Source organism: Paenibacillus sp. sgz302148 (assembly GCF_056120465.1).
Map to the genome: position 1 here is coordinate 638,611 of NZ_JBVYOJ010000001.1, position 23,852 is coordinate 662,462.

The following is a 23,852-nucleotide window of genomic DNA, read 5'->3' on the forward strand; positions in this document are numbered from 1 at the left end:
TTAAAAGTAATTATATGAAAATATACGAAAGGTATGATATACTATAAACGAAGTGATAAGTTCACAAATATACGTAAAAATAAACGGAGGGCTATTCTGTGTCTATATTTGCTGTGGAAGGGAATCAATTTGTTTTTGACGGCAAGCCGGTCAGGCTTATTTCCGGCGCAATCCATTATTTCCGCATCGTTCCCGAATATTGGCGGGATCGACTGCTGAAACTGAAGGCTTGCGGCTTCAACACGGTGGAAACGTATGTGCCGTGGAACTTACACGAGCCCAAGGAAGGACAATTCAATTTCGAAGGCATCGCCGACATCGTCAAGTTTATCGAGACGGCAGGCGAGCTGGGGCTGCATGTTATCGTTCGCCCAAGTCCGTATATTTGCGCGGAGTGGGAATTCGGCGGAATGCCGGCATGGCTGCTGGCCGATCCCGGCATGCGTTTGCGCTGCTACCACAAGCCGTTCCTCGATAAAATCGACGCTTATTACGACGTCCTGATGGCGAAGCTTGTTCCGCTGCTCTGCACGAACGGCGGGCCGATCATCGCGATGCAGATCGAGAACGAATACGGCAGCTACGGCAACGACATCCAATATCTTGAACACTTGCGGCAAGGCAAAATCAAGCGCGGCATCGATGTGCTGCTGTTCACCTCCGACGGTCCTGGAGATTTCATGCTGCAAGGCGGCATGGTACCGGGCGTGCTCGAAACCGTAAACTTCGGCTCCCGTCCGAAGGAAGCATTCGCCGAGCTGCGCATCTACCAGCCGGAAGGCCCGATCATGTGCATGGAGTATTGGAACGGCTGGTTCGATCACTGGTTCGAGAAGCATCATACCCGCGACGCGGCCGATGTGGCGAAAGTATTCGACGACATGCTGGCGATGGATGCATCGGTCAACTTCTACATGTTCCACGGCGGAACGAACTTCGGCTTCTGGAGCGGCGCGAACGACGACGGCACGTACATGCCGACGATTACAAGCTATGACTACGATGTGCCGATCAGCGAATCCGGCGATGTAACGGAAAAGTTCTACGCCGTGCGCGAAGTCGTATCCAAGTATGTCGACCTTGGGCCGCTTGAGCTGCCTGAACCGATCAAGAAAATTGCTTACGGCCAAGTCAACATGACGCAGCAAGCGCCGCTGTTCGACTCCCTGGACAAGCTGTCGGCGCCGGTGCAAAGAACGTGCCCGGATCCGATGGAGCTGCTGGGGCAAAACTACGGCTTCATCCTGTACACGACGCGGATTTCCGGCCCTCGCGGCGAAACGAAGCTGAACCTCCAGGACGTGCACGACCGCGCGCAGATTTTCGTAGACGGCGAGTATAAAGGTGTCGTCGAGCGTTGGAACAAAGATGCGGAGCCTGTTACTTTCAGTATCCCGCCTGAAGGCGTCACGCTCAGCGTGCTCGTCGAGGCTATGGGACGCAACAACTACGGCCCATACTTGCGGGACGTGAAGGGCATTACGGAAGGCATCCGCTTCGGGGCACAGTTCCTGTACCATTGGACGATCCACACGCTGCCGCTGGAAGATTTGTCGAAGCTGGAATATAAGCCGACGGCTGCACAATCGGACGGCAAACCGGCCTTCTACAAAGGCACGTTCCAGGTTGACGAAATTGCGGACACCTTCCTCGAGCTGAAAGGCTGGAACAAAGGCATCGCCTACATCAACGGCTTTAACCTAGGCCGCTATTGGGAAACGGTCGGACCGCAAAAAACGCTGTACATCCCGGGTCCTCTTCTCCGCCAGGGAGAAAACGAACTTGTACTGTTTGAGCTGCATGGCGCCGAAGAACCGGTCGTCACGCTTCGCGACAACGCGATTCTCGGGTAAATAACCCCACAAAGTGGGGCTTGGCTTCGAAGTTGATTCCCCGAAACTTATAATAGGATGGAGGGCTGATTCATCGGCTCTCCATCCTTTTCTCTGATTTAACTTCTAACAGACAACTCCCGATACAAAGGAATGACGATGCGAACCGTCGTCCCGAGTCCCACTCCACTTTGAATCGTAACGCCGAACGATTCCCCGAATTGCAGCTTGATCCGATCATTCACATTCCGAATCCCGTAACCGACGCTTTGATCCTTACTCCCGGAAATTTTGCTTATCGTCTCCTCGCTCATCCCGATCCCGTTATCTTTGACTTCCATCACGATCGTCCCTTCCTCCTGGTAAGCAACGATCTGTATATGAAGGCCCTCTTCGTACATGGCATGCTCCAAGGCGTTTTCCACAAACGGCTGCAAAATTAGCTTTAATGTATCGTATTCCAAGACAGAAAAGTGAATGTCAAAATCAACGTCAAGTCGGTCGACATGCTTAATCTTTTGGATGCCGATGTACGAACGGACCTGCTGTATTTCGTCGCGAATCGGGATGATCGATCTCCCCCGGTTCAACGTCAGACGGTAGAAAGTCGCCAGTTCGCTGACCATGCGGTGCAGCTTTTCCGTTTCGCCCAATCGGGCGAGCCGGCTGATCGAAGACAACGTGTTGTACAAAAAGTGCGGCTTGATTTGAGCCTGAAGCGCATCCAGCTCGGCTTCTTTTTTCTGCAGGTTGCTGATGTAGACCTCTTGGATGAGGTTTTCTATATTTTCAGCCATCTCATTGAACGCAGTGGCGATTTGCGCAAACTCATCATTGCCGGCATATCGGATTCGTTTCGCAAAATTCCCTTCCTGAAACGCTCGAAGCGAAAGAACAATTTTTTTGATATGCTTGGAAAAAGAATTGGATACAACCGCGCCGATCGCCACGAGTACCGCAAAACTGATAAAACAGACGAGCAGCGTGACGTTTCTTACTTTTTGGGCCGCATGTTCAAGCTCCTGAAGCGGAACAAGCGCCATCACACGCCAGTTCAGTCCTTCGATAGGCTCGCTAATCTGCATATAAGCCCCCGCCTTCGCTTTCCAATCCTTGGGGAGCGGATTGCTCCGGCTCTCGTAAACCGTTTCGTTCTTGCCGTTGATCACGGCCAAATTACCGGGGATGCCGTCTCCGCTGGCGCTATAATTCAGGTTTCCGAATATATCGTCCATTTTGACGGTAATCCGCATAATGCCGATCTCTGTGATCGTTTGAAAATCCATCATTTTTCGGAGCAATGAAACATTGCCGAACTTCGAATCCGTTTCGACCTGTGTCCATAAGGATTCCGAATGCATGTCTTGAAACTTCTTCACCCAATCCAGCTGCTCGACTCTTGTGTATTGAATCAGATCATACCGTTTTCCATGCAAGAGCGGGTCTTCGCCGGTCTCCGTATCATAGATTTCCGGCAGCGTTTCGTTATTCAAAAACAAATCGAGCGCGACGTTATTCGTCGACAAATTCAACGCCGATTCCAGCTTTGGAATGACGTTCTGGGTGATCGTCTGGTAACTGTCATATGGCTCAAGCCGTTTTTTTAATGCCCGCTGCAGCGATTGATCCAAGTACAGCTGGTTGTTGACCCTCTCCACCGTTTGCATTCTGCCCTCGATGTTGTCGCGGGCCTGCTTGAGCGTCCCTGTCACGTTCTGAATCGTCTGTTCTTTCACATACTGCACGGAAGTATAATAAGCATAATATCCGATGGATAGGACAGACGCCATGACCAGCAGCATATAGGAAGCCATCAGTTTATATTTGAAGGAGAACCGTTTCATTGATTACACCTGGCCTTGTTTGCGGTAATCGGCAGGCGAAAGACCGAAACATTGCTTGAAATGCCTGCTGAATAGGGTCAGATTCTGATAACCTACGAGGTGGGCCGCTTCATAGATTTTGAGCTTCGGGTCTTGAAGAAGCTTCCTGGCTTTGTCCATCCGTTTCTTCGTGACGAAATCGCCGAATTGTTCTTCGGTTGCCTCTTTAAACAAATAACCCAAATAGTTGGGCGAAAACCCGAACAACTTGGCTACATTCCGCAGCTGCAGCGATGTCCCAAGATTCGTTTCAACGTATCTTTCGATTTCATCGATCAGTTTTTGGTTCGGATTTTTCTTCTTGTTATGCAGATGCTCGGAGACTTCGTACAACTGCCTGCGCAGCCACGACTTGATATCGTCAATCGTTTCGAAATCGTAAAGCACGTTCAAATTTTTCAAATCGATGCTGAGCAAATCATACAAACTGACGTTCAGCGACTGCAGGAAAAAATCGGTTTTCGAAACGACAAACAAAGCAAAGTTATATACAGACGGCTTGTCCTTAAGGCTTTGCACCAATTCGAATAGCTGTTCCAAGCTGTCATGTATGAGCACAATGTCGTAGCTCGCCGTGGCCGCAAACATCTTCTCCATGATTTGCTCAAGGTCGAGCGATGTTTGAACGATTTCGCCCTCCGTTTGCTCCAGCGTAATCACCCGGCATTTGCCGACAAACATTTTTGTCGCGAGCGCCTTGCACGCTTTCCGATAGGAGTTCGGGGCGTCCTTCAGGGAGGCGACCGACGAACCTAGTCCAACCGTAATGGTCATGTTGGAATGGTTCCGGACATGATCGACCAAAGACTGCATCGTTTCCGCAGGATCGAGTCCCGAACCGCCCATGACGATGACAACCTTATCATCTCCCGTTTTGCAATACATCCCCAATTGCCGGACTTGAATATAATCGCTAATCAAACGAAAAACATGATCGATGGCGAATGCTCGCTGATCGTCGGAGAACGTCTTCAATTTCCAAGCCATGTCATCCAATTCGATAACGGCGACGCAGCTTTGTCCGCCATGCCAGAAAATGCCGCTTCCTTCATGAAACCGGTAGAGGATGCCGTAATCGATCGTTCCCCGCAGCCACTGATGCATCATTTCATTTTGCAGCAGCGGAATCGATGAATCCACTTGCTCTACCTTCTTCAATTGCTCCCGTTCATACTTCAATTGCTCTCTGACAAGCTGCAGCGTGTTCAGCAGCTCCTCATCATCCACAGGTTTGAGAATGTAAGAACTGGCATTCATCGAAATCGCTTTTTTTGCATATTGAAAATCGTCATGACCGCTTATAAAAATAATTTTCAGATGAGGAAGCAAGCTTCTTGCCTGCTCAGCCAGCTCCAATCCGGACATCATCGGCATTTTGATGTCACTGATGAGAATATCCACTTGTTGCTCCCGCAACAGACTTAAGGCGGCCGCCCCCCTGTTCACAGCCCCAACGATCGTCATATCAAGCTGCTCCCAAGGCGTAAATCGCTGCAAAACTTCCAAATCCAACTGTTCGTCATCGACAAGCAACACGTTATATATGGCCATCAGTCCTTATATAAAGGTAGAGAGTACACTCAACAAGTATACTCTCCCCCCCGGCAAACTTGAAGTTATTTACCGTTAATTTTAACTAGATTATCTTGCCATTTCTTCTCGACAAACTGAAGCACTTTAGGGAAGCCGGCGTTATTCATGTCTTCCTTCGCCTTGGTCAGAATCGCTTCCACTTCTTCGTCGGATTTGGCATAAATCATTTTGGAAAACGCCTGATCAAAAATGTCTTTCACGGACTGCAAAATAATGCCTTCTTCAGATTCTCCTTGCGGGTCCGTATTGGCAAACGCAGTGATATCCATCGACGTTTTCCAGGCGATATTCACTTGTGCATTTGTCTGGAAATCCCGCTGCTCCTCAGGCAGAAGGCTGTCTCTGGCTACTTTGGCCAGGTCGACCCAGGTAGCATTGCCGGCCATCATGTTGTCGGAGATTTGCATCTTGTCCAGCTCTGCTTTATCCATCGTTTTGTATTTGTCATTCGGAATCGGAATGCCGTTTTCATCTTTTTTATCCCACAGGAATCCAGGAGGTCCGAACCAGAGAACCGCTTGCCCCTCGTCGCTCGTAGCCCAATCCAGGAAAGCGAAAATACGCTCAGGATCTTTCGCTTTTTTCGTAATGACGATTTTGCCGCCGCCTTCTCTGCCGGTATAGTTCGGATATATTTTATTTTTGTCCAATCCTTCCTTGTGGATCGGCCAAATAAATTCGTATCCTGCATCCGGATCTTGGGCGCGCAGGGTAGAGTTCGGAACGCGAGCTCTGCCCGTTAAGCCTCCGCCAAGCGCCACGGCAACTTTGCCTTGGCTCAGCTTTTCAACCGATTGATCGGTTTTTTGGGTAAACACGTCCTGGGTCATCAGCTTGTCGCGGAACATACGGCTAGCGAACAGAATGAACTCTTTAAAAGCAGGATCTTCCGTAATTGCTTTCACCGTGTTGCCGTCCGGGTAGAACATTCTGCTTACAAAATACGGCGTGCTGTTTTCTTTAAATGCCGAATACAGCATCTTGATATCGTAAGGATTGCCGACCTCAAGCGGAATGACGTTCGGATATTTTTGTTTGACTGCACGCAGATAGCTCTCAAGATCGGTTAACGTCTCCAGCTTCGGCGAGCCCATCTCTTTGTAAATTTTCCGGTTCACGGCATAACCGCCGTTGCCGTTCAAGTGATCGCCGCCGACATACCAGTCCGGAATGAGGTAAAGCTTGCCGTCTTCAGAACGGTTGATATTGAGGATCATATCGCCGGCAGACTTCTTCAGATTCGGATATTTGTCAAGATACGGATCCAGCTCGACCAACTGGCCTTCGCTGATCAACCGATCCAGCTCAGGGCCTGGCCCAAGCGCAATGACGTCGGGCAGCTCGCCGCTGGCATACATGGCGTTGAACCTTTGCTTGGCGTTGCCGTTCGTCGGCAAATAGTTGATGTTGACCTTCTTGTTTTCCTGAATCCACTTCGTCGTAACGGTCTGTCCCCAAGGTGCAGGCTGCCATCCGTCATCAAAATTGTACATCGTAAAGTCAAGCGGCTGGTCTTGGCTTGCAGCTCCCCCGGTATTTCCATTCCCTTCGGCTTTGCTCTCTTCTTTGCTGCCGCAGCCGGCAATCAGCGTACTGACAGCCAGAACGCCGGCCAACATGCCGGTCAGCCATTTTTTCCTTTTCATGCATCGATACCCCTCTCGTATCATCTTTTTATATGTTATCGCCTTTTGGCTCGTAACATCCACTATTCTTTTAAGGACCCGACCAGTACCCCTTTGACAAAATATTTCTGCACGAAAGGGTACACCATAATGATTGGAATGGTCGCTACCATCGTTGTCGCCATAACGACCGATTTGTGCGTGACGCTCTGCATGTTCAGCAAAAATTCCTGTTTCGTCGCGCTGACCTGCGTGGAAGCATCAACCGACAAAATCGATTGTATCGTTTGGTTCAGTATGACTTGTAGTGGCAGCAGCTTTTGATTCGAAATATAGATGGAAGCATCAAACCATGAATTCCAATGACCGACCGCGGTGAACAGCGATAGCGTGGCGATAACGGGCCCGGATACAGGCAGAATAATTCGGAAAAACGTATTGATATGGTTGCAGCCGTCGATTCTGGCCGATTCATCCAGTCCGTCAGGAATGCCTTGGAAAAAGGTACGGAAAATGATCATATTCCAGACGCTGACGAGACCCGGGATAATCATGACCCAGAAGGTGTTCATTAGATGTAAATCCTTGATCAACAAATAACTCGGAATAAGTCCCCCGCTGAAATACATCGTAATGACGCAAAGGATCATATAAAACTTTTTGCCGATCAGGCCGCGCTTGGACATCGCATAAGCAAACATGGATGTGAGCATAATGGATAAAAAAGTGCCTACGACCGTTCTTGCAACGGTGATCCAGAAGGCATGAATCAAACGGCTGTCTTTAAACACATATTTATAGTTTTCCAATGTAAAATCCCTCGGCCAGAACGTGACGCCTCCGGCCGCCGTATCGTTTCCGCTGTTAAAAGAAAGGACCAGGGAATTCCAGAATGGATACAAGGTTACAAAGGCAAGTAATAGCAAGCAAACATATATCGTGATGTCAATGATATGATCTTCGATTGAGCGTTTCAAAGGCTGCCTCCTTTCTTAAAACCGTTACCATAAGCTCGAGTTCCCGAGTTTTCTCGCGATCCAGTTGGCGATCACAAGCAGACCGACGCTGATCACGCCCTTGAACAAACCGGCTGCCGTCGCATACGAGAAACGATAGTTCTCGATCCCCACGCGATAGACGTACGTATCGATCGTTTCCGCTACCGGTCTTAGCACAACGTTCTGACCTTGGTTGGTAAGCAGCAATATTTCTTCAAAACCCGCATTCAAAATTTGGCTTACCGCCAAAATGAGGAATATGATAATTACGGGTGCGATGGACGGAATCGTAATGGAAAACAATTTCCGCATCCGGCCTGCGCCGTCGATTTCAGCCGCCTCGTACATGTGGGGATCGACTCCCGCGATGGCCGCCAAATAAACGATGGCTCCGAAACCGATATCCTTCCAGATGCCCGTCGAAATCAGAATTCCCCAGAAGTACTCGGGTATCGATAGCCAATGGATCGGTTCTTCGATCAGATTTAGCTTCTCCAGCAGCAAGTTCACGCTGCCGTTATCAACGGACAACAAGGAGATGACGAACCCCGATACGATTACCCATGAAATAAAATGGGGCAAATAACTGACCGTCTGCACGATCCGCTTGAATGCCGCGTTTTTCACTTCGTTCAACATCAAAGCGAGAATGATCGGCGCCGGAAACGCCACAATCAGTTTGAGAAGGCTGATCACAATCGTATTCCGCATAATCTGCCAAAATTCCGGCGCGTTAAAAAACATCCTGAAATGTTTGAACCCTACCCAGTCGCTTCCGAAAAACCCTTTCGCCGGACTATAATCCTGAAACGCTGTAAGAATCCCCCACATCGGGAAATATGAAAATATAATGATCATGATGATCGCAGGAATGACCATAATCTGTAGATCCCACTGCTGTATAAAACGCTTCGCCAACCGGCTCACCTCCTGCTTTCCTATCCGTTTATTCTCTTTGTTTACTTTTCCTCAACAATTGTCATCTTGGTGACAGCATATGTTAATCCTTTGGCATAAGCAGTCACGATCACTTCCCCAGGTATTGGACGCGATTGCAGCAATACCGTCGCGATCCCTGCTTCCGCCTGCACCGGATTGTCGCCAATGATGACAGCGGAACCTTCGACCTCGAAAATGACTTCATGACCTGCGGAAGGTACGACGGTTCCGTTCGCATCCAGAATCTCGGCATACGCAAACACAAAATCGGAGCCGTCTGCGGAAAGCGCCTTGCCGCTCATATCGATTCGAATGGAAAGCATCTCCGGCTCAAGCGGCGTTTGCACGACAAATTCGGCTTGATCCATGCCGTCGATTCGGCCGATGGCTTTTAGCTCCCCCGGCTCGTAAGCCACCCCTTCAAACGTAAACGGCGCCCTCTCCAGATTGCGGCAATTCCCGCCGTCATGCGGAGATACTTTCAGGCTGGCGATATCGGTGTATAACCCTTGCGCCCCATCCTTGCCCTTATGCTGTTCCTCGTCCGTCAACCAATAATCGACCTCGTAACCCGTCACGCGTTCACCGTATTCCGAGTCGGGTCCCTGATCCGGCTTTTGTATGCCCACCAATTTTCCGTTTACGAATAGTTCTACTTCATCGCAGTTGGAAAATACGACAACCTTGGCCGGCGAAACGCGTTCCGTCCATTCGTTCGCAATGAACACCATCGGCCCGCTGTCTACAAGCTCGTGGATGACATCAGGCCTTCTCTGGCTCTGATAGAAGTAATAAACGTACTTGGGTAGACGGAATGTATCCAGGGCACCGCATTCCGACAGTCGCGGGTAACAGCCCCGGTTATGGTCAATGCCGACCCACGAAGCGTCCCCAAGTGACCACCGGTTGCCTCGGTTTCGGTTCAGCGACCATTGATAATTCCACGCTTGCAGCAGCAGCTTCTGCTCACCGGCCCCGCGCGGTATGCGGCTCGTACTCTCATGACCGCCGAATTCGTAATCCCCGTACTCTCTGTCGAAGCCTCCCTTGTCAGGCAGAGCCTCCTCCAGCGGGCGCGACAAGTCACTGTCTTCCCACATCGTATACGGCACGTCATAACCGACATAGGCGGGGTTAACCCTTCCGATCGTATCGCCCGATGTGTTCATTTGATCACCGGGATATTCTTCATGGGCGATCAGATGGCATTCGCGAAAAAATTCGTCCGTCGCGCCTTGACGCCGGTTATACGTTTCGTTCAGGCTGACCTCCCACATGATCATGCACGGATGATTCCGATCGCGGCGTATCATATCCCGGATATTTTGCTTGACGATGTCCTGAAATTCGCCTTCCTGGCAATATTGCCAACCTGGCACCGGCTCAACGGTCATCAGTCCGAGCTCGTCGCAAGCGTCTAGGAAAGCCGGGGACTGCGGGTAATGACCAAGCCGCACGAAGTTGAAGCCGCCTTCTTTCAGCTTCTTCGCATCGCGATATTGGGCGTTATTCGAAGCCGCGTTGCCGACATAAGGATATTGCTGGTGGCGGTTCGTTCCGCGGATAACCAGCCTTTCCCCATTGATCATAAAGCCCTTCGATTTGCTGAACGAAATCGTGCGAATCCCGATGCGGGTGTGAAGTTCATCCACCGTCAGGCCGTCTCCGTCGATGATTTCCGTCAACAAGGTATACAAGTATGGCGTATCCGGATGCCAAAGCTGCGGACTTGTTACCGTGATCTTTTGTTCAAACGTATGATCTCCGCTGGCAGCAACTGTTTCGCTCGAGCTTGAAGGCGAACCGACAAGATTGCCTTGCTTGTCCATGATCGATGTCACGACTCTAACAGCCTTGTCCGTTTCATACTCATTCAGCACATGGGTCTGAACTTCGACCGTGGCAGAGGCTTTCGAGACGTCGGAATACTTGACGAATATCCCGCCTCCCGCCGGTATCCCCGCATACACTGCATCCGTAACATGGAGTTTCTCCATAATATGGAGCTTCACATTGCGATAAAGTCCGCCGAAATACGAAAAATCGAGGCTCTCCAGCGGCTTGCCCGGCGGTATAGCTCCGTTGTCGCTGTTATCGAGCCGGACTGCAATTACATTTTCCGCTCCGAATTCAATATCTTCAGTGATGTCGATCATAAACGGCAAATAACCGCCTTTATGAATCAGCTTGAATGTTCCGTTGATCCAAACGTGAGCTTCATGCATGGCCGCTTCGAATTCAACAAAGATTTTTTTACCTTTCCACGCCTCATCGGCGATAAAAGGCTTGCGATACCAGCAAATCCCTTGAAAATGCAGATCGATATGAAGCGATTCGATTTGAGGCGTGTGCGGCAAACAAACGTTTTCCCAGCCGCTGTTTTGAATTTGCCTCTGCTCTGCTCCCGATTTATCCTCAAGAATGAACTTCCAATCCTTATTAAAATTCAATGTGCTTCTTCCGAGATTCGAATATTGCATTGTCGACAGCCTCCTTTAATGAACCATATTGTATAGTCTTTCGGCCTCTAAAACTACTTCACTCATCAACGATTTCTGCATTATATCAACAAACCCGACACGGAGCACAAAAAAAACGTCAAATCGTCTCCTATGGAATTGCTGAAGGAGAGTATTTGACGTTGTTACGATATCAAGTTACCTGCAATATTTATCTCTTAAAGCCAGCGTATATTTGACGGATTGCTCGACGCCTCTTGCTTGATCTTCAATCATCTGCTCCAAGAGCTCCTGTGGCGGATCATAATAATCCAGCGGCTTGATGACGGACAGGTCATAAGGAGGCTGCTCGACTTTAAACGCACCTTCGCCGACCGTGAACACGCCGCCCGCGCCCGGTTCTCTCTTGAACTGCGTGGCGTAAGGGAAACACATTTCTACATTGATCCGGGTTAATGTCGATTGCTCGACGAGTATTTTGAAGATTTGCTCCAAGTCGATGTTGCCCGTCCCGACCGGAACGCCGCATACCCGGTAATCTTCGCCGTCATGGACGATGATGTGGTCTTTGAAATGGGTGGTGAATGCGTACGGCGCCAGCTTCTTGACCGCTTCCACCGGATCTTCCCACGCCATCATGCCGTTGCCGATGTCGCAATGCGCGCGAACCCAAGGACTGTTCACTTCCTCGATGATTCGGATCACTTCGCTGGTCAGCTCTTCCTCGTGATTTTCAACGGCAAGCTTGATTCTGTACTTCTGCAGCAAAGGCACAATTTGCCGGATGTTTCCCGGAGCCTGCTTCAGTCTCTCCACATCGTAGGTCCCGAGGCAGGTGTAAGTCCGAATGACGTCCGCACCGATTTGATGAGCGACCTCGATCACTTGTGCTAAGTGTTCCGGATCGGTGCCGTTCGTGTCGATTTCGGCAAAAAAACCGTATTTCTGAATTTCGGCCTTCACCTTTTTCAAATAATCCGGTTCAAACGAGGCAAGCGTGCCCCATCCGGGCATATCCGGCCACTTCACGATATTGATCATGACCCCGTCCAAGCCGAGCTCTGCTGTTTTGCGAATAAACCCAAAAATATCCATTATTCCGGTAATAAACTGCAGGTGATAGCTCTCTGTTTCCAAACCGATTTTCATAACGTTCTCTCCTCCTGCTGCAAGCCATTGTGCCAAATCAATCGTCCGTCCGCCTGCACGATGTCCGCAACGGAGGGGATGACCAGATCGGCAATATCCTGCAGCTCGGATGTGCCGCTTACGCCGGAAAGAACTCCGATCGCAATGCCTGCCGAACCGTTTCTGGCAAAGCGGATATCCGTTACGGTGTCTCCCGCGACAGCCACTTCTTCCGCGTCCATGTCACAAGCCTCGCAAAAAGCGCGAAGCATGCTCGGACTCGGTTTTTTCTCGTAGCAATCCGATGTGCCGATAAAATCAAAATAAGAGGCGACCCCGGCATGCTCAAGGAAAAAATTCGTCGATTCCAGGTCATCCGCCGTTGCAATGCCGATTCGGAGCCCGTGGCGGCGAAGTTCCCCAAGCAAACGGTGCAAATCCGCAGTTGGCCGTAAATTGTGCCGGTTGGACATCGTGAGCCGGTAAAGTTCCCTGGTCAGCCAATTTTCCATATGTTCCAGCTTATCCGGGTTTACCTGCTTTTCCCGCAGCACCCGAACGAACGCTTCCGACATATCCTGAGTCGTGCCCCCGGCGAGTATCCCTTTGGGGTCAATTTGATTTCCATGCATGCCGACTGCGCCGAGCAATCTCTCTTTGGTCGAAGTATCGTCCTTCAAGCCTACGTCCTCGAGCAGAATATCGGCCATTTGCGTCGCGACCGGCACCCAACCGGAGTGAAAGTCGACTAACGTACCGTCCTTATCAAACAAAATGCCTTTGATTTGTTTCAACGTATGTTCACCCAGTCTTGGTTTCTGATTGTTAATTACCTTCATCCGCTGCGTTATCGCCCGCCGCGATCCAATCGATGTTATCCAAGTAAGGCTTCCACGATTCCGGCGCCTCTTGGTTGCATACGATGGCGTTTATTTGATCGAGCTGCGAAAATTTACATAATGCTTCCGCGCCGATTTTGGAATGATCTACGACGATGATCGCTTCTTTGGCGACCTGCATCATTTTCGACGAAATCGCGGACTCTTCCAGCGTATATTCCATTACGCCCGAAAGCGAAATTCCCCCGGGAGAAATAAATGCTTTGTTCACGCAAAACAAATCCATCATTTTTTCGCACACCGAGCCGCTTGACGAATATTGTTCCGCATCCAGCTCTCCCCCGAGCAGAATCACCTTGCCATGAAACAAGCCTTGGTTCAGCGAATCCAATAACGCATGTGCCGTAGGCAGCGAATTGGTCAGAACGGTTACCTTATTAACGCCGCGAATGCAATGAGCCATTTCCAGAATGGTCGTTCCTCCGCCCATCACGATCGTGTCGCCGTCTTTGACGAGCTGCGCGGCTCGCCCCGCCACTTTCTTTTTTTCCTCGTGTCGTACCTGTTTGCGCTGAACGAACGGCGGCTCGCCCATCTGATAATTGACTTTTACGGCACCGCCGTGCACGCGCTTGAGATAACCTTCCTTCTCCAGCACGTCGAGATCCCGCCGGATCGTTTCCATCGATACGTCAAGAAGGCGGGCCAACTCGGCCGCGTTCACCTTCCCGTAAGCTTGCAGCCGATCAAGAATCGCGGTTTTTCGTTCTACGGACAATACGGACATCATGCTTCCCCTCTACTCCAATAAAGTACATGCCGATTCCGGAATCCGCACGCTGATGAACAATCCTTCGTCCAAAGCGCCTTTATGCGGAACGTTCAGCTCGTCAATCGTCAAGGTCACATCCTGTGACTGAATCTGGTATCTGCGTACATTGCCGCGAACGGTCACGTTCGAGATAACCCCTTCGAGAGATAGTCCGCGATCAGGCGTATTGGCAAGCGCTTCGCCGTTCGGATACAGCTCCATGACCTCCGGTCGAATCGCATACGTTCCGTGCTTCATCGAATGACCCGTCAGGCGGAGCAGGTCCTTGTCCGTCATGACATTGTAACTGCCGATGAAACGGGCGACAAATTCATTTTTCGGCGAGGCGTAAATGTGTTCCGGTTTGCCCTGCTGAACGATATTCCCACCGTTCATGACAAAGATGCGATCTGAAATCGTCATCGCTTCTTCCTGATCGTGCGTGACGAAAATCATCGTCATCTTCAAATCCCGCTGAATGCTGCGAAGGTCGCTTTGCAAGCTTTTTCGGATTTTTGCATCCAGCGCGCTTAACGGTTCGTCCAGCAGAAGGATATCGGGTTCGGTGACAAGCGCTCTGGCAAGCGCGACGCGCTGCTGCTGGCCGCCGGACAACTGATGTGGATAAGAAGACTCCTTGCCGTTCAAATGCACAAGCTCGATGGCCTGCTTTACTTTCGCCGAGATTTGCTCGCGCGCCAGCTTTTTCATTTTTAGACCGAAGGCAATGTTGTCAAATACCGTCATATTGGGAAACAAGGCGTAAGATTGAAACACCATGCCTACATTACGACGCTGCGGTGGCAGATGGGAAATATCTTTTCCGTTCACGAGGATCGTTCCGCCATCCAGCGTCTCTAGTCCCGCGACGCAGCGCAGCAGCGTGCTTTTGCCGCAGCCGCTTGGTCCGAGCAAGGTGACGAGCTCCCCTTTTTCCACGCTTAGAGATACTTGCTGCAGAACGACCGATTTTGCGAATTGCTTCAATGCCTGATCGATTTGTACATAGCTCATGCCGCATTCTCCTTGATTTCTTCTGTCTTTCGGAAACGTGTGCCCAGCCTCAGCATCAGCCAAGATAGGATTAACACGATCGTGAAGTATGCAATAACGATGGCACTCGATAAATGCCCGTTTTCATTCAACCGCCGCATCAAATAAATTTGGATCGTTTCATAATTTCCGCCTAGCAGAAAATTGGCCATGACGAACTCGCCGATTAAGATGGAAAACGATAATAGGGCGGAAATTAATATTCCGTTTACGATGTTCGGCGCGATAACCTGCGAAAATGCCTTTATTTTGCTTGCCCCGAGTATTTCGGCCGCCTCCATGAGCCTTCTGGCGTCGATGGCGCGCAAGCTGTTGCGGATGCCTTGATACATATAAGGAATAATCATCACATAGTACGCACCGACCAGAATCCAGATGGTTCCTGATAATACGATCGGACCGCTGGAGTACACTTTGATCAACCCTACGGCGGCCACGACCCCCGGTACGGCGAAAGGAATCATTGCAAGTGCTTGCAGATAACGCTCAAACTTCGGCATATACATATAAACGACAAAAATAGTCAACGACATCGTCGCTACGCTCAGAGCAAGCGCGATTCCCGAAACGGTGAGCGTTCTCCCAACCGCTGATAGAAATCGCGAATCGGTTAGCAAATCCTTGTACCAGTCTAGCGTATAGGAAACCGGGAGCACCGTATGGCTCCATTCTTTGGCGATAGAATACATAAAGGTCGCCATAAGCGGCAATATAAGATAAATCATCGTTGCGATCACAACGAGAAACGATATCCATTTTTTCTTCATTGCAAATCTCTCCTGAACCGCCGCATCAGGCGTTCGTTGATCCACATCGCCCCGACCATCAGCAGACCCAAGATTACGGCGAGCGCGCTTCCGAGCTGCGGCTGGGTAGCTACGTCACCGGCAACAAGCGAGCCGATGCGAATCGTCATCAAGTTGTAGTTGCTGCCTACGAGCGCATAAGCCGTTGCATAAGCCCCCATCGCATTGGCTAACAGGATGCTGAAGGTTCCAACGACGCTTGGCAATAGAACGGGTATTCCGATACGCCGCCAAAATTGCCAATTCGAAGCGCCGAGCAAAGCGGCCGATTCACGCCAATGCTTATGAATGCCCGAGTAGGCTGGGTACAGCAGCAAAATGGCCAGCGGGACCTGAAAATAAACGTAAACGACGACTAGTCCGCTCCAGCTGTATAAACTAAACGTTTCCGACATATTCCATCCCCACTCCTTAAACAGGAGCGTAAACAGTCCGCTGTTTCCCAGCAAAATAATAAAGGCGAATGCAAGCGGCACGCCGGAAAAGTTGGATGTCAAATTGGAAAATGTAATCATCATCGTTTGAATCTTCTTCGGCATTTTCGTAATCGAGTACGATACGACGAACGCGATAACCAAACCAATGACACTGGAATATAACGAAATCATCAAACTGTTGACGATCCCTTTGGAATAATAAGGGCTCGTTAATGCGGTTTTGTACTGCTCGAGCGTATAAGTCCCGCCGTCGCCGGCGAGAAAGCTGTCGTTGATCATGGCGATCAACGGCAGCAGCAGGAAGCCGGCGACAAGCAGGGCAAACGGAAGAAGTGCAACGATGGCAAACAGCGTTACCTTGCGATTCATTCGGATAACCTCACTTGTCCTTTCATCAAGCTATGAAAGCTAGTTCATATGAATTAATACTTGCTCTTGCCACAGTTGTGGCAATTTTTTGGACGTTTCTTCCCAAGCCTTATAATCCTTGATCGGTTTCGCATTTTGATACTCTTCGGAAGGAATCAGCTTCTTGGCGACATCGTCCGGCAGCTTTACGTTTTCACGGATCGGACGGGCGTAGCCTTTCGCCAGGTTGATCTGCCCTTCGTCGCTCAAAATATATTCGCGCGTCAGCTTCGCGGCATTCGGATGAGGCGCATATTTGTTGATAATGGTCGTATAACCGCTCACCACGCTGCCTTCTTTGAGGATGCTGACTTCGAAACGGTTCGGGTCGATTTGGTCGCGATAGCCTAACGCGTTAAAATCCCACAGCAGCGCAACGGGTACCTCCCCCTTTTCCAAAACGCCGGTGTTGATTTCCAATGTAGCCAGTCTCTTCTGCTCGGCCAATTTCGCAAAAAAGTCCAAACCCGGCTGAATATTGCTCTCGTCTCCTCCATGAGCAATCGCGGCGGCCAATACGGCCATTTGCGCCTGCGTTCCTTTGGTTACGTCCGTGACTGAAACTTTGTAATCGCCTTTCAGCAGGTCGTCCCACGTTTTGGGCGGATTTTTCACCTGATTTTTATCGGTGATGACGGCGATCGTTCCTTGATACGCAACCATCCAGTGACCATCCTTGTCCTTCGCCCAATCCGGAATTTCATCAAAATGCGACGGCTTGTAAGGAATCGTCAGCCCTTTGTCCTTCGCGATCGGTCCGAACGAAATGCCTACATCGCCGATATCGGCTGTCGGATTGTTCTTCTCCACTTCGAATTTGGCGATTTCCTCCGCGCTGGACAAATCGGTATCCGAATGGGACAATCCGTATTTGGCCGTGATGTCGTCCCATGTCCCCTTCCAGTTGGCCCAGTTGTCGGGCATTCCGACGCTGACAATCTTCCCTTCCTGCTTCGCCTGCTTCTCAATTTCGGCAAGCGTCATTTCCTTGGCGGGCGCCGCGCCGTCGTTGGATGCCGGGGCCGCTTGCTCCGCGGAGCCGCATGCCGATATTCCCAAAGCCATCATACTAATGACAAGAGCTGCTTTCCATGAACGATGTTTTCTCACGTTGTTCTCTCCTTCATAAATTTTGGCAATATGTGCGTTTGTGTTGTTTTTAAGACAAACTCATTATGCAATCGCAACATTAACCACAAATCAACTGGAGGTAAAGGTTTTGTAAAGCAGCCTGTCAACAAACAAAAAGATCAGATTGCCGGTTTTCCGGCGAACCTGATCTTTTTTTCGAGCAATGGACGTTACTCTTTTTCCTCGTCCTGTTTTTCGATATGTCCTTTGATGGCTGCGAACGCATCCTCCGCGGCATCGTCGATCGGGTCGACCTTGTCGTCAACGATGCGCGAATTGTCGTACTTTTCGTTTTTGTTCGTTATAGGCGCGTAAACTTCTCTGTTGTCCATAGGTATCGTTCTCCTTTATGCGGCAATATGCGGCTTGCAGCCGAAACCCTTGCTTAGCATGTACAGAAGCTGGAAAAATTATACTTGCCGTGTGTATACCTAACCGATTACTTGCTAAAATCATAATGGTACTCGATATCCAAATGCTGATCGGTTAATGTAATGCGTTTAATTAACTCATGCAGCAGTACGCGAGTCCGTTCCGTATCATCAAGCTCCAATCGTTTAAACTCCTCCAAATAATGTTCGAGCGATGAGGACTCGGCAATTTGTTCAACCAAGCCCCCGATTTGTTTCTCCAATATCGCGATTTCATCTTCCAGTAAGCGGATCTGCCGTTTCATATCCAGCATTTGCTGCTCGTACGTCTCCTCGTCGAATAAATCCCTTTGGTGGAAAAGATCGATCTGGTCTTTTTTCCATTTTTCTTTTTTCTGCTGCTTCACTTTCATCTCTTGCTGCAGACGCTCGATGTCTTTGTTTTTGTTCGCCGTCATCATAAATAAATCATTCGGAAGCTTGTCCAGCCGGTTACGCACAATGTGAACGATGGTTCCTTCCAATTCATCTGCGTTTACATTTGCTTGGGAGCAAACATCGCGCCCAAATTTATGATAGGTTTTGCAAATGTAATACCGATATTCTTTGGCACGATGGGAGCGCTTCTGGCATATCATGCCCGCATTGCATTTCCCGCAGATTAAGATGCCGGTTAGCGGATGATAAGCTCTCCGCGGGCTCCGATTATGGCTTTTGGAAAGTAAAATGCGTTGAGCCGCGTAAAAAATCTCTTTATCGATCAAAGCCTCATGGGCATTCTCAACGACTTGCCACTCGGTTTTATGGATGCGAATTTGAACCTTCTTCTTCGTCATCTTGCCGCTATCGTCATATTCTCTCTGCAATTGATTCCTTCTCGTGCCATACACAACGCTTCCGATATACGCCGGGTTGCGAATCAGTTTATTCACGCTCTCCCTGCTCCATCGATTTCCGTTTTTCGTCCGAATTCCCTTGTTATTTAAATACTCAGCAACTTTAAAGGTTCCGAGCCCTTTCTCCACATACAGGTGAAATACAAGATGGGGAATCTCCTTGAAATCCGGGTCGACGATCAGTTTTTTCGTTTCCGGATTCACTTTATAGCCTACCGGCGGTTCTCCGCCCCACTGTCCCCTGCGAGCCTTCTGCTTCCTCGCGCTGCTGACCCGTGCCGATATTTTTTTGGATTCTTGTTCCGATAGGACCGATAAGATATCAAAGGTAATATTGTCTTTATTCAGCGTATCGTAATTATCGTTTATCGCGACGACCCGCACGCCGTATTGCTCGAACATGCCGATAATGGCAGGATTCTCTTGCTTGTCGCGGCCGACCCGGCTCACTTCTTTAAAAACAAGCAATTTAAATTTATGATTTTTGGCATCCTGGATGGCCTGTTTCATTTCTTGACGGTCAAATACGCTCGTATAATAGCCGGAAACGGCTTCATCCTTGTATAGGACAACATCAGTGCAGTCATACTGCTGCCCAAGACGGCTAATATATTCTTGACATTGGCTCACTTGGTTTTCGATCGAATCGCCTTGCTGATCGGTCGAAACCCTGGCGTAAATCGCGCATTTGATTTTATTTTGCTGCAAGGAGCTTCCTCCCTTCGAACCTAATGCCGTAGGCTGCTATTAGTCATTTATATACAACCCCAGCAAGCTTTATTCGGGCTTGTCATTAACGATGTTCGATTCGGCCTTTATATTGAAGCTGATTTCGATGTCCAACCCATATTTATGCCTGACAAATTCCGCCAGCTTCACGATCACCCAGTTTGAAATCGGTTGTTCGCCGTCTACTTCATTCACGGTAAAATGCAATGATTTCGCCTCCTTCAAACCCTCAACCAAAGTGTATGAAAGGAATCACTTGTCCTATGTTCCCGCTTTAATGGAACAGAAAAAAGAAAAAACCTTCATCGGAATTCATCCCGTGAAGGTCTTTCGCATGTATCATAAACTCAATATAGTTCATAGCCAAATATTTGTTCCATCGTATATTCAAATTGGGAGTCCCAGCTTGGTAATTGGGCTAGGGTCGTAAGTGCGTTATGAATCAGCCTTTCTCTTAAATCGTGATTTGTAAGTCCCATAATGACGGTCTCCGCAATACTTGAAGATGTAGAACTGGACAGCAAGCAATTCTCGTTATGCTTTAATAGCCATTCCTTCCACTTGGATCCATTCGTGATTAATAAACTACCGGAAGCCATAAGCTCAATAGGAGGATAAGACGTATGAGGGGTCATCATCAATGCCAATCCCGCATGACAGCTTCTATACAGCTCCCCTGTGTCTTTATAACTTAACCTTCCTACATTCGTAACGATCCCGCCAAGCTGATAGTCTTTTAAATTCCAAGCTCCTCCTGCACTAATAATATTCACTTGATTGCCTAATCGGCGTTTGATCTTCTTTAATGCCTCAACTGCAATTTCAAAGCAATTACGCACACCAAAAGGACGACCGTAAAAAAACAACCGATACGGATATTCATTCAAACGTTCCGCCCGGGGATAAAATACATTTCGATCTACCGAAGGACTAAAGTGCACCGCATTCCCGCCATAGGATTCATAGATCGTTTTTAGGGATACCGTATTGCAAATCCCCGTAAATCCGAATCGATACGTTTCTTCCGCCAAACCGTAAGTTGATCCTGCAGGATAGAACAAAGGTTCATTATCTTGCATGAAGTAAAGCTTTTTCTTCACTTTATTGCACTTCAATAATGGATAAGCCGTTTGCCACGCGGTGCAAATTCCTAGATCATGCGGCGGAATATGCCTTGTGCTGTCGTTCGGCAGAGGATAATAACGACTGCCCGCTAACATCGGGAATGCGCCTGCAATTGCGGCCGGCTGGTTCGTTATACGAGATACGCCTTGAATAGCGAATGTATTTTGAATTTGATACTTTCGGGTTAAAAAATCCGCATACCGGAATATCGTATGGATTCCTCCGTAATACGCATATAAGAATTGGGGGATGATCCATAAAGCAGTTCGAATGGGACCTTGAAACGGAGTCTCTACAACTTCCGCATTTCGTTGAAGGTCTCCCATTGAAAAATCATACCTCCGTGCAGCAAGTAAAGCATTTTTAGAATAATGGTCCACATACACGGTACGGATACCTTTTTTATTTCCAATTCTTCTTCGCTGTTTCTTCCTCAAGCCTTGAGCTTTCGGATTCGTTTTTCGAACAGCAGTCATCCGCTTGGGCCTGTTCAACGTTTTTGTCAACCTCATTCTTTTTTTGGCCCATGGGGACTTTCTCACTCTTCCTGTCACTCTTTTATATTTTCTAGATGTAGTTGCCATGGAATCTTCCCTTCTATTGTTGATGACATTCCAGCGTAATTATCCATAATCTATGGTTATTCCATTGGAAAAATTATGCAACCGACAGTAACCTACTAAACTTCGTTATAGCAAAAAAAAGACGCCCAAAGTTAGAGCGCCTTCCTAGATTTGTTTACCAAGATGGAGTACCGGACGCTGCGGGTAAAGGCCTTTCGCGAGGTCTCTTCTCGATGACGATGATACTATCGTAATAGCTTATTGACCAGGCGGATTCTGTGAAGCTATCTACCGACAACCGCGGATCTTTGGAATGCCAAGCGTTCAACTTATCGATCAGGTGTTTGGAATATTCCACAAAACTTTCTGAGCGTTGATACCCGCCTCCAAATTCCGGCCAGTAACTCGTATGCACGTCTTCGACAAGATAAACCCCATGCGAAGAAAGCAGCGGGAACATCGCTTCAAAAGTAACCCTCTGCTGATCCATTGAATGCCCTCCGTCATCGATAATGATGTCGAATACCGGCAACGAAGGTTTGATATGGGACCAAAAATCCGGATTGCCTTGATCGCCTAGAAGGATTCGTGTGTGATCATTCTGAAAAGCTGCGGTTCTAGCGTCGATGTCTACTCCGTATATCATCGCCTTGTTTCCGAAATAATGTCTCCACATCTGAAGCGATCCGCCGTGAAGCACGCCGATCTCCATGAGATTGATTGGCTTTCCTACAAACCGTTCAAAATGTCTTTCATAAATATCGAAGTAATGCATCCACTTATAAATTAACCGTCCTTTATTTTCCGTAAAATAATCCTGAAGAATTCCCATATTGGATATTCGACCTCTCCTTATCCCTAAGTTGTACCAATATCGTATGCACAACTTGTTCCTGTTGTTTGGGTAAAAGAAGTTTATTTTCGTATGAAAGTTGGGTTATGAAACAAGAGCAATCCATACGATGGTCATATCCTGTTATATGCTGTACCAAAGGGAAACTACCAATTCCAAACAATCCAAATCAGATGGAGAGTGATTATAACAAGTTATGCATAAAGACAGATATATCGAGGATGCTCTTTATTATGCTCCAAGGTTCGATTTTTCGAACGATGATCTTCAAAAAAACGGGGAAATCGTTAACCGCGCGGGTTCACGTTCTACAAAGCACCGTACTGCACTATGGGTCATTCCTCATTTTTTATATGCCTATTACGGGGGAATTCATACCATTTTGAGATTTGCCGATTTCTTAACCCGAAATTACGGAATCCGAAACTCTTTTGCCGTGCTCGGTGTATACAACATTACTTTTCAACCCGAATTAATTCGCAATGCTTTTCCGTCACTCGCAAGCAGCAGTTTCTATCCTGTTACAAATGAAGACCTCAGTTTATCCCATATACCGGATCATGATATTGGATTTTGTACGGCATGGCAAACCGCATATCCGCTGTTGAAGTTCAACAGACTGAAGAAAAAGTTTTATTTTATGCAGGATTATGAGCCTTATTTTTACCCTGCCGGTTCCATAAGCGGCCTTGCTGAAGCGACATACCGCTTTGGTTTTACAGCGATATGCAATACGATTGCGTTAAAAAAGACTTATGAAGAATATGGCGGAACAGCTGTACACTTCTCACCCGTGGTAGACCACAGTATATTTTACCCCCCGGAAGTTATCGACACGCGAAAACCAGTATACAACATCATGTTTTATGGACGCCCGTTTGGTGTGAGGAATTGTTTTGAAGTGGCTGCCGAGGCCATGAAAAAAGTTAAGCAATACTTTGGCGCCAGAGTGCGTATCGTGAGCGCCGGAGGCGAGTGGAACCTGAATGAGTATGGATTGCAAGGCATTGTCGAAAATTTGGATCGGTTACCTTATGAACAAACCGGCCATCTATTCAGAACTTGCGATATCGGTTTGGCCATGATGATGACGCGACATACTTCCTATATCCCGATCGAACTTATGGCTTGCGGCTGTCTTGTCGTTTCCAATAAATCCAAGTGGAAAGATTGGCTCCTGAAAGACAGGAAAAATTGTCTGCTTGCCGAACCCAGCGCATCCTGCATCGCGGAGTCCATTGTCGAAGGATTATTGGATCAAGAACTACGGAAAACATTAGTGCAAAATGCGATAAAAAATATTCAAGAAAGACCAGGATGGGATGAACAGTTTCATTCCGTCGTGCGGGAAATCTTTTGAGGGAGGTGTCACG

Annotated in this window: 20 protein-coding genes; 2 read left to right on the forward strand and 18 right to left on the reverse strand. The window is 48.6% G+C overall.

Features of this window, described 5'->3' with window-relative positions; genetic code table 11:
- The first annotated feature begins 98 nt into the window (after window positions 1-98).
- Window positions 99-1,853 (forward strand): glycoside hydrolase family 35 protein, encoded by a 1,755-nt coding sequence (locus AC0LWM_RS02915; protein WP_474673393.1) that lies wholly within the window; start codon window positions 99-101, stop codon window positions 1,851-1,853.
- Between the two features lie 98 nt (window positions 1,854-1,951).
- Here the strand turns inward: AC0LWM_RS02915 and AC0LWM_RS02920 are convergent, their stop codons facing one another.
- The 18 genes from AC0LWM_RS02920 to AC0LWM_RS03005 all read right to left on the reverse strand — a co-directional run bounded on the left by AC0LWM_RS02920 (window position 1,952) and on the right by AC0LWM_RS03005 (window position 22,458).
- Window positions 1,952-3,676, reverse strand: a complete 1,725-nt coding sequence (locus tag AC0LWM_RS02920) for a sensor histidine kinase (protein WP_474673394.1) — start codon at window positions 3,674-3,676, stop codon at window positions 1,952-1,954.
- Between the two features lie 3 nt (window positions 3,677-3,679).
- Window positions 3,680-5,266 (reverse strand): response regulator, encoded by a 1,587-nt coding sequence (locus tag AC0LWM_RS02925; RefSeq protein WP_474673395.1) that lies wholly within the window; start codon window positions 5,264-5,266, stop codon window positions 3,680-3,682.
- A 65-nt stretch (window positions 5,267-5,331) separates the two neighbouring features.
- Window positions 5,332-6,954 carry an extracellular solute-binding protein gene (locus tag AC0LWM_RS02930; protein WP_474673396.1) on the reverse strand — a complete coding sequence of 541 codons (1,623 nt, stop codon included), beginning with the start codon at window positions 6,952-6,954 and terminating at the stop codon, window positions 5,332-5,334.
- A 62-nt stretch (window positions 6,955-7,016) separates the two neighbouring features.
- Entirely contained in the window at window positions 7,017-7,910 is an 894-nt protein-coding gene (locus tag AC0LWM_RS02935; RefSeq protein WP_474673397.1) for a carbohydrate ABC transporter permease, read from the reverse strand.
- 24 nt (window positions 7,911-7,934) lie between these two features.
- Window positions 7,935-8,810 (reverse strand): ABC transporter permease, encoded by an 876-nt coding sequence (locus tag AC0LWM_RS02940; protein WP_474673544.1) that lies wholly within the window; start codon window positions 8,808-8,810, stop codon window positions 7,935-7,937.
- Between the two features lie 80 nt (window positions 8,811-8,890).
- Window positions 8,891-11,350, reverse strand: coding sequence for a glycoside hydrolase family 2 protein (locus tag AC0LWM_RS02945; RefSeq protein WP_474673398.1), 2,460 nt, complete (start codon window positions 11,348-11,350; stop codon window positions 8,891-8,893).
- Window positions 11,351-11,527: 177 nt separating this feature from the next.
- Window positions 11,528-12,478: a sugar phosphate isomerase/epimerase family protein gene (locus AC0LWM_RS02950; protein ID WP_474673399.1), complete on the reverse strand. Its 951-nt coding sequence runs from the start codon at window positions 12,476-12,478 to the stop codon at window positions 11,528-11,530.
- Window positions 12,475-13,251, reverse strand: coding sequence for an HAD family hydrolase (locus AC0LWM_RS02955; protein ID WP_474673400.1), 777 nt, complete (start codon window positions 13,249-13,251; stop codon window positions 12,475-12,477). The genes AC0LWM_RS02950 and AC0LWM_RS02955 overlap by 4 nt, the downstream gene beginning before the upstream one ends.
- A 31-nt stretch (window positions 13,252-13,282) precedes the next feature.
- Window positions 13,283-14,086 carry a DeoR/GlpR family DNA-binding transcription regulator gene (locus tag AC0LWM_RS02960; RefSeq protein ID WP_474673401.1) on the reverse strand — a complete coding sequence of 268 codons (804 nt, stop codon included), beginning with the start codon at window positions 14,084-14,086 and terminating at the stop codon, window positions 13,283-13,285.
- A 9-nt stretch (window positions 14,087-14,095) separates the two neighbouring features.
- Window positions 14,096-15,121 carry an ABC transporter ATP-binding protein gene (locus tag AC0LWM_RS02965; protein ID WP_474673402.1) on the reverse strand — a complete coding sequence of 342 codons (1,026 nt, stop codon included), beginning with the start codon at window positions 15,119-15,121 and terminating at the stop codon, window positions 14,096-14,098.
- On the reverse strand, window positions 15,118-15,927 hold the full coding sequence (locus tag AC0LWM_RS02970; protein WP_474673403.1) for an ABC transporter permease: 810 nt from the start codon (window positions 15,925-15,927) through the stop codon (window positions 15,118-15,120). Before AC0LWM_RS02970 ends, AC0LWM_RS02965 begins: the two co-directional genes overlap by 4 nt.
- Window positions 15,924-16,772, reverse strand: a complete 849-nt coding sequence (locus tag AC0LWM_RS02975; RefSeq protein ID WP_474673404.1) for an ABC transporter permease — start codon at window positions 16,770-16,772, stop codon at window positions 15,924-15,926. Before AC0LWM_RS02975 ends, AC0LWM_RS02970 begins: the two co-directional genes overlap by 4 nt.
- 39 nt (window positions 16,773-16,811) lie before the next feature.
- Complete coding sequence (locus tag AC0LWM_RS02980; RefSeq protein WP_474673405.1) at window positions 16,812-17,921, reverse strand: ABC transporter substrate-binding protein; 1,110 nt, start codon at window positions 17,919-17,921, stop codon at window positions 16,812-16,814.
- A gap of 191 nt (window positions 17,922-18,112) precedes the next feature.
- Window positions 18,113-18,274 carry a hypothetical protein gene (locus tag AC0LWM_RS02985; protein ID WP_474673406.1) on the reverse strand — a complete coding sequence of 54 codons (162 nt, stop codon included), beginning with the start codon at window positions 18,272-18,274 and terminating at the stop codon, window positions 18,113-18,115.
- A 107-nt stretch (window positions 18,275-18,381) separates the two neighbouring features.
- Entirely contained in the window at window positions 18,382-19,917 is a 1,536-nt protein-coding gene (locus AC0LWM_RS02990) for a recombinase family protein (protein ID WP_474673407.1), read from the reverse strand.
- A gap of 69 nt (window positions 19,918-19,986) precedes the next feature.
- Window positions 19,987-20,145: a hypothetical protein gene (locus AC0LWM_RS02995; RefSeq protein ID WP_474673408.1), complete on the reverse strand. Its 159-nt coding sequence runs from the start codon at window positions 20,143-20,145 to the stop codon at window positions 19,987-19,989.
- 140 nt (window positions 20,146-20,285) lie between these two features.
- A complete protein-coding gene (locus AC0LWM_RS03000; RefSeq protein WP_474673409.1) occupies window positions 20,286-21,647 on the reverse strand; it encodes a rhamnosyltransferase WsaF family glycosyltransferase in 1,362 nt (453 codons plus the stop codon).
- 154 nt (window positions 21,648-21,801) lie between these two features.
- On the reverse strand, window positions 21,802-22,458 hold the full coding sequence (locus tag AC0LWM_RS03005; protein ID WP_474673410.1) for a class I SAM-dependent methyltransferase: 657 nt from the start codon (window positions 22,456-22,458) through the stop codon (window positions 21,802-21,804).
- 217 nt (window positions 22,459-22,675) lie between these two features.
- Between AC0LWM_RS03005 and AC0LWM_RS03010 the strand changes: the two genes are divergently transcribed.
- Window positions 22,676-23,839: a glycosyltransferase family 4 protein gene (locus tag AC0LWM_RS03010; protein ID WP_474673411.1), complete on the forward strand. Its 1,164-nt coding sequence runs from the start codon at window positions 22,676-22,678 to the stop codon at window positions 23,837-23,839.
- The last annotated feature ends 13 nt before the right edge of the window (window positions 23,840-23,852 follow it).

Excerpts from the sequence above, each read along its gene's own strand:
- AC0LWM_RS03000 (WP_474673409.1), bottom strand. The coding sequence starts at position 21,647 with ATGGCAACTACATCTAGAAAATATAAAAGAGTGACAGGAAGAGTGAGA.
- AC0LWM_RS02925 (WP_474673395.1), bottom strand. The coding sequence starts at position 5,266 with ATGGCCATATATAACGTGTTGCTTGTCGATGACGAACAGTTGGATTTG.
- AC0LWM_RS02960 (WP_474673401.1), bottom strand. The coding sequence starts at position 14,086 with ATGATGTCCGTATTGTCCGTAGAACGAAAAACCGCGATTCTTGATCGG.
- AC0LWM_RS02950 (WP_474673399.1), bottom strand. The coding sequence starts at position 12,478 with ATGAAAATCGGTTTGGAAACAGAGAGCTATCACCTGCAGTTTATTACC.
- AC0LWM_RS03010 (WP_474673411.1), top strand. The coding sequence starts at position 22,676 with ATGCATAAAGACAGATATATCGAGGATGCTCTTTATTATGCTCCAAGG.
- AC0LWM_RS02930 (WP_474673396.1), bottom strand. The coding sequence starts at position 6,954 with ATGAAAAGGAAAAAATGGCTGACCGGCATGTTGGCCGGCGTTCTGGCT.
- AC0LWM_RS02965 (WP_474673402.1), bottom strand. The coding sequence starts at position 15,121 with ATGAGCTATGTACAAATCGATCAGGCATTGAAGCAATTCGCAAAATCG.
- AC0LWM_RS02945 (WP_474673398.1), bottom strand. The coding sequence starts at position 11,350 with ATGCAATATTCGAATCTCGGAAGAAGCACATTGAATTTTAATAAGGAT.
- AC0LWM_RS02940 (WP_474673544.1), bottom strand. The coding sequence starts at position 8,810 with ATGGTCATTCCTGCGATCATCATGATCATTATATTTTCATATTTCCCG.
- AC0LWM_RS02920 (WP_474673394.1), bottom strand. The coding sequence starts at position 3,676 with ATGAAACGGTTCTCCTTCAAATATAAACTGATGGCTTCCTATATGCTG.
- AC0LWM_RS02985 (WP_474673406.1), bottom strand. The coding sequence starts at position 18,274 with ATGGACAACAGAGAAGTTTACGCGCCTATAACGAACAAAAACGAAAAG.
- AC0LWM_RS02970 (WP_474673403.1), bottom strand. The coding sequence starts at position 15,927 with ATGAAGAAAAAATGGATATCGTTTCTCGTTGTGATCGCAACGATGATT.
- AC0LWM_RS03005 (WP_474673410.1), bottom strand. The coding sequence starts at position 22,458 with ATGGGAATTCTTCAGGATTATTTTACGGAAAATAAAGGACGGTTAATT.
- AC0LWM_RS02975 (WP_474673404.1), bottom strand. The coding sequence starts at position 16,772 with ATGAATCGCAAGGTAACGCTGTTTGCCATCGTTGCACTTCTTCCGTTT.